The organism is Streptomyces sp. NPDC050161 (genome assembly GCF_044460025.1).
In the GTDB taxonomy this organism is placed as follows: Bacteria; Actinomycetota; Actinomycetes; order Streptomycetales; family Streptomycetaceae; genus Streptomyces.
The window spans coordinates 224,545-233,533 of the sequence record NZ_JBITJM010000010.1; the positions used below are offsets into that span (position 1 = coordinate 224,545).

Genomic DNA, 8,989 nt, shown 5'->3' on the forward strand with positions numbered 1-8,989 from the left:
AGGGAGAATCGAGTGGCATCGTGCAGGTGGACTCCTTGGGTCGGTGCTTCGGGCGAGGCGGGTCAGCGAAGGGGCCAGTTTCTGTGCATGCATGGCAGGCGCGGGTAATTTCCGGTTGGGCTGGACCCCAGGCCCCTTCGCTGACCTGGTGTTTCGGGGACGTTGTACGTTGACATGGTCTCGGGGACGTATTCCAGTCCCTTGGGGCTTTTTCTCGTCTGCCGTGGGCGAATGCGCTCTACCGAGTAACTGATCGTTACCCGGTGCCGAGGAGATCTCCGGCTCCTCGGTCGTGCAGTTGCTGGGCAACGCGGATGATGACGGCTGGGTTGTCGCCAACCTGCTGAACAACCGTCGCGCCCGCCGGGTGCTCGCCGTCCGGAGTGAGTACGGACGCCTCGACGCGTACGTGGGTGCCGGATTCGGCGAAGGCGGCGTGTACAGAGCAGGCGGTGTGGCAGTCACCGGCGTGGTGTTCGACGAACACGAACTCGGCATCGGTGGCGGCAGGAAGGCGTCGGCGGGAGGTTGTCAGCTGCGCGGTCAGCGAGTCCGATGCGTTGCGCGCCGGCGTAGGAGACGACGAGGGCGTCGAGGCGTGGGATCGCGTCGGGCGCGTCGCACTGCGCGATCCGGCTGTCGAGGTTGCCGCGCATCAGCGAGATGGTCAGGCAAGGTGGCGGACGCGGAGTTGGGCGGCCCCCTGGAAAGCAGTAGTTCCGATGACGGTGCCGGTGCCGGTGGGAGTACCGCAAGAGGTGTCGGCTGTCTTCCGGTCGGCAGGGCCAGGGCATGGCTTGGCATGCGGCGAAGCCTGGAGCGTGCTACCCGTCACCGCGCCCCGTAATGCATCCCACACCACGCGGAGGTCCGCCCGTGGCCAGCCGTCTCCGTTCCGAACGTCTTCAGTCATCTCCGGCCGCTCTCGTTAGCGGGCCCACCTGTCTTGCGACGCTCACGGGAGGCTGCCGGAGGTAGCGCTGTCAAGGGGTATTGACCGACCGTCAACCGAGGCTGCCGCGAGAGCCCGTCAGTCTTGTGCGTGCATTGGCGCGCCGGACCTTACGCGACCCCTCTGACAACGCTCACTTCAAGCCAGAGGGAAATTGCGCCAGTCCGGGAGCGCTGCTTGCATGGCGCCACCTCGCCGTAGTGACCTGCCCGTTCCGCGGGTCCGGCCAGCGATTCGGTATTCGGCGCGAGAGAGGGAGCTTGTCGTGAAGGACGTCTACGAGCGGCTGTTGGCTGCGGTGAATCAGCAGTCGGAGGACGGTGCGGTGCGGATCGTTGCGCAGTACGAGCCGATAGGCGGCCCTGGCGAGAAGGTGTTCCCGCCGACGGCGACAGAAAAGGGCAGCAAGGTGCCCCGCTACCTGGTCGAGCCCCGCTACGTGGATGGCGAAGCCGTCGACGTGGTGCATCTGGACCAGGTGCAGTCCCAGGCGAACCGCTGCGAGACGGCGCTGCTCGATGCGGTCCGCAGCGGCCAGATCTTCCTTCCGCACCTTGAGCTGTCGGCTGTCTCCCATGGCATGCCGGTACGGATGACGAGCCTGGAGGCGCCCCACCGTTCGCGGGATGCCTACTTCCGCGACTGCGAAGACAGCAGCGGCACGGCGTTCGATGACACCGCGGACGGTGCGGCGTTGCGTGATGCGCGGGACCGCGATGCCGGTCCGTATCTGCGTCTGTCGCCGGCTGATCTGGCGTACGGGGTGTGGGACTCGCACCGTAAGCGCCGTATCCAGGTGAAGGTCGCCCGTGCTTACCAGTCGTCGATGTTCGGGGTGGCGCCGCTGGTCGGTGTCCGGGCGGCGGGTCGTGCTGACCCGCTGAACCTGCCGGGTACGGACTTGGTCGAGATCTCGGGCTCTGGCTGGTCTCCCTCCAAGGCCGGCAAGGCGGCCAAGGTCAAGGGGGTCGTGCAGTTGAACGAGCTGGGCCACGGCATGATTCCGCCGTCTGAGGGGCTGGGCGGGGTGTCGGTCAAGAGCGTGCACCGCACGGCGACGCTCAGTCTGGCGAAGCTGGCGGGGATGCGGTTCGGGGAGTCGAGTGAGGAGTTCGCCGGGGCGGCTCGGGCTCTGGTGGCGGCGCTCGCGCTGCTGGGCGACCGGCTGGCGTTCGCCGCGCCGGCGCTGAGCCTGCGTTCCGGTTGTGATCTGGTGCAGGTGTCCGAGCGCGTCGAGTGGGTCCGCCGCGGTTCCGAAGGCCGGCCCGGGGGTGAGCCGCTGGAGCTGTCGACCGCGCGGGAGGCGCTGGAGCTGTTCGGTATCGCTGAGGGGCGTGCCCGGGAAGCGGGCCTGGAGTGGGCTTGTCAGCCGCTGGCGCTGCGGCCGAAGCAGGCGCTGCAGCAGGCGATCGACAAGTCCTTCGCGTTCGCCGGGGCCGGCGCTCCCGAGGGCGAGTGATGTCGTGTCCTTCCGTATCACTGTCCATCTGCTGGAGCAGCTCTACCAGGCGTCGACGCTGGACCGGAGCGGGGCCGAGTGGCCGCCTCACCCGGCGCGGGTGTTCTGTTCTTTGGTGTCGGTCGCCGATCCGCAGGATCCGGTGCATGAGGCGGCGTTGCAGTGGTTGGAGCGGCAGCCGGCTCCGCGGGTGCGGGTTGCGGCGCGTACCGCCGAGGCGGCTCTTCCCAGGTCGGCGTGGGTGCCCACCAACGCCACGGCGGAGAGCCCGGGCCACGCGGTGCTGCCCGGAAGGACGAACGGCCGGGCTCCGAAGGTGTGGCCTCAACGAGCGCTGGCGCAGCCGGAGATGCAGTTCCAGTGGGCTGCGGCTCCGCCGCCGGGGGTGCTTGCGGTGCTGGAGACGCTGGCCAAGGCGGTTCCGTACTTCGGGCGGGCCACCGGTCACGCGTTCGTGCATGCCGCGGTCACCGACGACGCGCTGGACGGAAACGATCCGGAGTGGGAGGTGTGGGAGCCGGCCGAACCGTCGAGCAAGGCCGGTGGGCAGTGTCAGCTGCGTACGCCGTATCCCGGGTATCTGGAGCGGCTGCGCTGGGCACACGCTCAGCAGGAGGCGTCCTGGCAGCAGGCCCGGTCCGCCCCCTACATCCGCGCCGGACAGGCCGGGGAGACGGGCGACGTTGCGGCCCAGCCGGTGCCGGGCCTCTACGCCGACTTGTTGACGTTTGCCTTCCCGGCCCGGTTCTCCCTGCCCGCGGAGCTGACGGTGCAGGTGGCCGCGGCCCTGCGTAGCGCGGTGATGTCGCGGCTCGATGACGCGGGCCACGACGTGAAGTCGATGCCTGCGGTGCACGGCCACAAGCAACCGGCCCGCAAAGGGAAGCCGGAGAAGGAATCGGAGGGCCGCACGGGGTCCGGCGGCGCGACGGTGGCGTGTGCGTATCTGGCGCTGCCGTTCGTGGGGCGTGACCATGCCGACGGGCGCCTGCGCGGAGTTGGGGTGGCACTTCCGCACGGGCTCGATCCCGCACACCGGCGCGCGTTGCTGGCCGTCCTGCTGCGGGCGGGCGGCGGGCTGCGCCAACTGTCCCTCCCCGCCCAGGAAACTTCGGTATCGCTGACGTACGTCGGTGATGCGCACACCCAGGTCGATGCGCTGCTCGCGGTGCGGCCAGAGCGCTGGAGCCGTCCGTCGCGCGAGTGGGCGACGGCGCTGCCGATGGTTCTCGACCACTTCCCCAAGCGCCACGGGCGCCTGATCGAGGAGTCGGTGGCGACCAGCTGCCAAATGGCCGGACTGCCGCTGCCCGAGGGCGTCGGGGTGCTGCGCACCGGCTCCTACCTGTCCGGCGGTGCGGACCTCCCCGCATGGGCCCTGCGCCGCAAGGAGGGTGAGCCTCCGCTGCCTTCGCGGCATGTGCGGGTGCGCTTTCGTGAGCCGGTAACCGGACCGGTGGTGCTGGGGAGCAAGAAGAACTTCGGTCTGGGGCTCTGCCTGCCCCTCGACTCCGGCGAGGACACGGTATGACGACGCCACGACTTCGCGTGGAGGACTTCGACGCCTTCTACCGCGCCGTACACGGCTACGCACCGTTCCCCTGGCAGAGCGCCTACGTGCGATCCGTCGCCGAGGGCGGTCAGTGGCGGGACCTGGACGTGCCGACGGGCCTGGGCAAGACCAGCCTGATTGATGGCTGGGTGTTCCTGCTGGCCTGGCAGACCGCCGGCGGGGGGCCGCGGACCGTTCCGCTGCGACTGTTCTCCGTCGTCGACCGTCGCCTGATCGTCGACCAGGCGTACGAGCACGCCCGCACTCTCCAGCGCGCCCTCACCCACGCTCCGTCCGACTCGGTCCCGGGCCGCGTCGCCCAGGCCCTGACGCGTCTGGGCGGGGAGGAGCTGCCGCTGGAGGTGGTGCGGATGCGCGGCGGGGTGGACTGGGCCTCGCGGTGGCTGCGCTCCCCCGCCCAGCCGGCTGTCGTCATCTCCACCGTCGACCAGTACGGCAGCCGCCTGCTGTTCCGCGGCTACCACAGCACACCCCGCATGCGGCCGATCGACGCCGCCCTGTGCGGCATGGACGCGCTCCTGGCCATCGACGAGGCCCACCTGTCCCTGCCGCTGCTGACCACCGCTCTCGACTGCGCCGCCTACCAGCGCACCGCCACCGACCCCGTGCTGGCCGGCCGTGGCGTCCAGGTCGTCAGCCTCTCGGCCACCGCCGCCACCGATGCGGACCGGCCGCGCCACCACATCACCGATGCCGACCGCGCGCACCCGGTTGCCGGCCCCCGGCTCAACGCCCAGCGCCGCGTCACGGCGCTGGACGCCCGCGCCCTCGCACCGAAGAAGCCCGCCGCCGCCTTCGCCCAGGCTGCCGAACGCGCCCTGCAAGCCCTGCTGCCGCTCATCAAGCGGCCGGTGATCGGGGTGGTCGCCAACACCATCCACACCGCCCGCACCACGCACCAGGCTCTGGCCGCACGCGAGGACCTCGACGTGGTCCTGCTCGTCGGCCGCTCGCGCACCACCGACCGCGACCTCCTCCTGGCCGGCCCGCTGCTGCGCGAACTCCTCGACGGGCCCAGCCCCGAGCGCACCCGCCCGCTCGTCGTCGTCGCCACGCAGACCGTGGAAGTCGGCCTCGATATCTCCCTGGGCGGTCTCATCACCGAAAACGCCTCCCTCGCCGCCCTGATCCAGCGCCTGGGCCGCCTGGACCGCACCGGTGCTCATCCCCTGGCCCCCGCCGTCGTCATCCGCGCCGGCGACCAGGAGCCCGACGACATCCCCGTCTACGGCAGCGCCGCCGACGCCACCTGGCAATGGCTCACCCACCACACCCCCGCCCTCGACATCACCGAACAGTCCCACACCACGCTGCACGACCACTTCGCCGCGGGCCTGCTGGTCAACCCCACGACCCTGCCCACCCTTCTCGGCGGCGTGGACACCGACCCCCTGAACACCGCCGCTCCCCTGACGCCGGTCGTCCACCGCACCCTCGTGGACTCCTGGGCCCGCACGAGCCCCACCCCCGTCCCCGACCAGGAACCCGGCCCCTTCCTGCACGGGCTGGACACCTCCCCCCAGGACGTGCACGTCCTGTGGCGCGCCGACCTGACCACCACCCCGGACGGGCAACTCGACTGGGAGCACTGGGTGCGGCACATGGCGCAGGTTCCGCCGCACCCGGCCGAGACGGTCGCCGTCCCCGCCCGGCAGCTGCGCCGGTTCCTCACCCAGCCCACCGCGGCGGACACCACCAGCGACCTGGAAGGCGCGCCCGAAGCGCCTGCCGTCCCGGATACGAAGGGCCCGCCGGCCATGGCTCCGGTCCTGCGCTTCGACGAATCCGACGGCACATGGGCGCCCGCAACCCGTCCGGGAGACATCCGGCCGGGCGACACCGTGGTCCTGCCCAGCCACTACAGCGGCCACGACGCCTACGGATGGTCGGGAGCCCCCGGCGCACCCGTCGCCGATCTCGGCGACTTCCCGCCCCGTACCCACACCGCGCCGATGCGCCTCGACGACCGCGTCCTGACACTGCTCGGCGGCTTCGACGAAGCCACCGCCGAGGCGGTCGAGAGCCTGCTGCGCAGCGCCTGCGCCCGGACGGCCGACGATGACGAGGAGCCCACCGCCATCGTCCACGGCCTCCTCGATCAGCTCCTGCGCCGCCTTCCCACCGCCCAGGACAGCGCGAACGCCTACGTTCCCGCGTTGCGCGAGCGGCTCAACGCACTGCGGAGCGTGCGGCGTTGGGGCCTGGCCACCACGTCCCGGGCCGCGGGCACCGGGCACGTCATCCTCGATCCCGACCAGCCCACCCGCCTCATCCTGGCCCCGGCCCACCGCGCCACCGGCCGCATCGAACACACCCCCGGCATCGAGGACGACAGCGCCGACGCCAGCTCCCTGTCCCGGCCCGCACCGGGTGCCCAGGGTCTGCCCGTGGATCTCGATCAGCATGGCAAGGCCGTCGCCGCACGCGCCGCCGCCTTCGCCGAACGCCTGGGTCTGCCCAGCCCGTTGGTCGCGGTCGTGGAAGTGAGCGCTCACGCTCACGACTGCGGAAAAGCGCACGAACGGTTCCAGTGCATGCTGTGTGCCGGCGACCGGCTGCTGGCTGAATCCCTGCCCGCGCCGCTGGCCAAGTCCGGCATGGACCCCGCCGATCAGGCCGGCCGGCGACGCGCCGCGCGGCTGGCCAACTGGGACCGCTCGCTGCGCCACGAAGCCCTCAGCGCCCTGCTCGTCCAATCCTGGCTGGCCACCGGCCCCGCGCACACCCGCGGTCTCGACCACGACCTACTCGTTCACCTCGTGGCCTCACACCACGGCTACGCACGCCCCCTCATGCCGCTGGCCAGCGACCCCGAACCGACCGACGTCACCGCCACGATGCCTGACCAGCAGCGCGTCACCGTGAGCAGCGCCGGCATGGGGGTCACCGACTGGGAGGCACCCAACCGCTTCGCCGACCTCAACCGCCAGTACGGGCCCTGGGGTCTGGCCCTCCTGGAAACCCTCGTCCGCCTCGCCGACATGGCCTGCTCCGAGGAAGGAAGCTGACATGCCCCAGCACGAACTCGAACTCCCCGCCCTCCTCAGCGACACCCCCCTGGGCTTCCTTGCCGCCATCGGCGTCCTCCACCTCACCGCACCCGCCCTCGACCAACCACCCCGGCTCTCCTGGCGCGGCCCGGCCGCCCCCGCCGTCCTCCACACCCACCGGCCCCTCACCCACGACGAGCTCACCGACATCCTGATCGCCCAGCTGCCCGACGCACCCGAAGACGAGCCGCTGCCCCAAGCACCTGGCATCCTCTCGCTGAAACGCCACTCCCCTTCCGGACCGTCCGACCCGCTGCGCATGCCCATCGAACTAGCTCTCCAGCACCTGCGCGGGCATGCGCGGGCAGAACGCGACCAGGGCCTGGACACCGCGCACTGGTTCGCCGCACTCACCAACCAGCTCCACATGGACCGCGGCAAAGAACGGGGCAAGAAGAAGGAGTCGCAGCCGGCCAAGGACACCACCTGGTACGCAACGACCACCCCCCTCTTCGGCCGCACAGGCGGCAGCACCATCGCCAACAGCTGGGCACTGGCGATCAAGAATCTCGGCTGGACCAAATCCGCCCGCAAGAAAGAAACAACACCCCAGCGAGTCCGTGACTCACTACTCGGCGCTCTGACCCTCTGGGAGCGTGTGGACGGCTACGCCGGCGCCAACCTCGACCACTTCTCCACCGGCGACGCCCACATGGTCAGCACCGGCGAAGCCTCCCAAAGCGGCGTCCCCGGAGCCACCTGGCTCGCCCTCCACGGCTTCAGCGCCTTCCGGCTCACCGGAAGCACACGAACCTCCCGCACCACCGGCTGGGACCACACCACACCCAACGGCGCACTCACCTGGCCCGTCTGGTCACCTCCCCTGACCGCCACCGCCCTCACCACCCTCCTCGAACACCCCCTCGCCCGTGCCCCCAACCCCGACCCCGCCCAACTCCACAACCTCGGCGTCACCGCCATCTACGCTGCCCACCGCACCCGCCTCTCCCAAGGCTTCGGCCCTCTCCAACCCGGACAACCCATCCACCAAGCACCACTTCGGAACCTCAGGTGACCCACGAAATCCCGGACCGCACCCAAGCAAAATGACCGCTATGCGCCAGATCACGCCATCAGAACCACGCTCCCCGCTCTCACCCACAGTGATACGCCCAGGCCAGACAGGGGCATCTCTGCGACTACGAGTCGCAGCACCATTGCGGCACGGCGGGCCGCTCGACGGCCTCCTCCTGGACGTCGCATCTCTGCGACTACGAGTCGCAGCACCATTGCGGCCCACTGACCGGACCCGTCACGGCGCAGATAGCTCTTGCATCTCTGCGACTACGAGTCGCAGCACCATTGCGGCCTGATGAAGCAGGAGAAGGGCAGCACCGCCGCCGTCGCATCTCTGCGACTACGAGTCGCAGCACCATTGCGGCATCAGGAGGCCGCGGCGGACGAACTGCCGGACGGTGGCATCTCTGCGACTACGAGTCGCAGCACCATTGCGGCTTCGTCGTGGTGGGGCCTTGGCGGCTCCCCGGCCCGCGGCATCTCTGCGACTACGAGTCGCAGCACCATTGCGGCATCTGATGGCCACCCGTGCCCGCCGCGAGCGGACCGGGCATCTCTGCGACTACGAGTCGCAGCACCATTGCGGCCTCCAGGCCCTGGCGGATGGGGTGCTGAGGTGACCGGGCATCTCTGCGACTACGAGTCGCAGCACCATTGCGGCGCCTCGGTGATGCTGGCCCACGCCCTCGCCTTCGAGGCATCTCTGCGACTACGAGTCGCAGCACCATTGCGGGGTCCTCATCGGGAGGGAGCGAGCAACCGTCCTCAGGGCATCTCTGCGACTACGAGTCGCAGCACCATTGCGGGTCCTCCGCCGTCAGGACCTGATGCTCAGCACCGAGGCATCTCTGCGACTACGAGTCGCAGCACCATTGCGGGTCCTCCGCCGTCAGGACCTGATGCTCAGCACCGAGGCATCTCTGCGACTACGAGTCGCA

6 protein-coding genes and 1 CRISPR repeat array are annotated in these 8,989 nt (G+C 70.3%); of the genes, 4 read left to right on the top strand and 2 right to left on the bottom strand.

Going from position 1 to position 8,989, the window contains the following annotated elements; all coding sequences use genetic code 11:
* Positions 1-256 precede the first annotated feature (256 nt).
* Positions 257-487 (bottom strand): hypothetical protein, encoded by a 231-nt coding sequence (locus ACIBK8_RS18995; RefSeq protein WP_399042999.1) that lies wholly within the window; start codon positions 485-487, stop codon positions 257-259.
* Positions 462-794, bottom strand: coding sequence for a hypothetical protein (locus tag ACIBK8_RS19000; protein WP_399043000.1), 333 nt, complete (start codon positions 792-794; stop codon positions 462-464). The genes ACIBK8_RS18995 and ACIBK8_RS19000 overlap by 26 nt, the downstream gene beginning before the upstream one ends.
* A gap of 423 nt (positions 795-1,217) precedes the next feature.
* On the opposite strand from ACIBK8_RS19000, the gene cas7u reads away from it, so the two are divergent.
* Genes cas7u through ACIBK8_RS19020 form a run of 4 tightly spaced genes read left to right on the top strand, consistent with a single transcriptional unit; the run spans position 1,218 to position 8,049 of the window.
* A complete protein-coding gene (gene cas7u, locus ACIBK8_RS19005) occupies positions 1,218-2,411 on the top strand; it encodes a type I-U CRISPR-associated RAMP protein Csb1/Cas7u (RefSeq protein WP_399043001.1) in 1,194 nt (397 codons plus the stop codon).
* 4 nt (positions 2,412-2,415) lie between these two features.
* Entirely contained in the window at positions 2,416-3,942 is a 1,527-nt protein-coding gene (csb2, locus tag ACIBK8_RS19010; RefSeq protein ID WP_399043002.1) for a type I-U CRISPR-associated protein Csb2, read from the top strand.
* Positions 3,939-6,992 carry a type I-U CRISPR-associated helicase/endonuclease Cas3 gene (gene cas3u / locus ACIBK8_RS19015; RefSeq protein ID WP_399043003.1) on the top strand — a complete coding sequence of 1,018 codons (3,054 nt, stop codon included), beginning with the start codon at positions 3,939-3,941 and terminating at the stop codon, positions 6,990-6,992. The genes csb2 and cas3u overlap by 4 nt, the downstream gene beginning before the upstream one ends.
* Position 6,993: 1 nt before the next feature.
* A complete protein-coding gene (locus ACIBK8_RS19020) occupies positions 6,994-8,049 on the top strand; it encodes a hypothetical protein (protein WP_399043004.1) in 1,056 nt (351 codons plus the stop codon).
* Positions 8,050-8,161: 112 nt separating this feature from the next.
* A CRISPR array of direct repeats spans positions 8,162-8,929; the repeat unit is 36 nt; unit sequence GCATCTCTGCGACTACGAGTCGCAGCACCATTGCGG.
* The last annotated feature ends 60 nt before the right edge of the window (positions 8,930-8,989 follow it).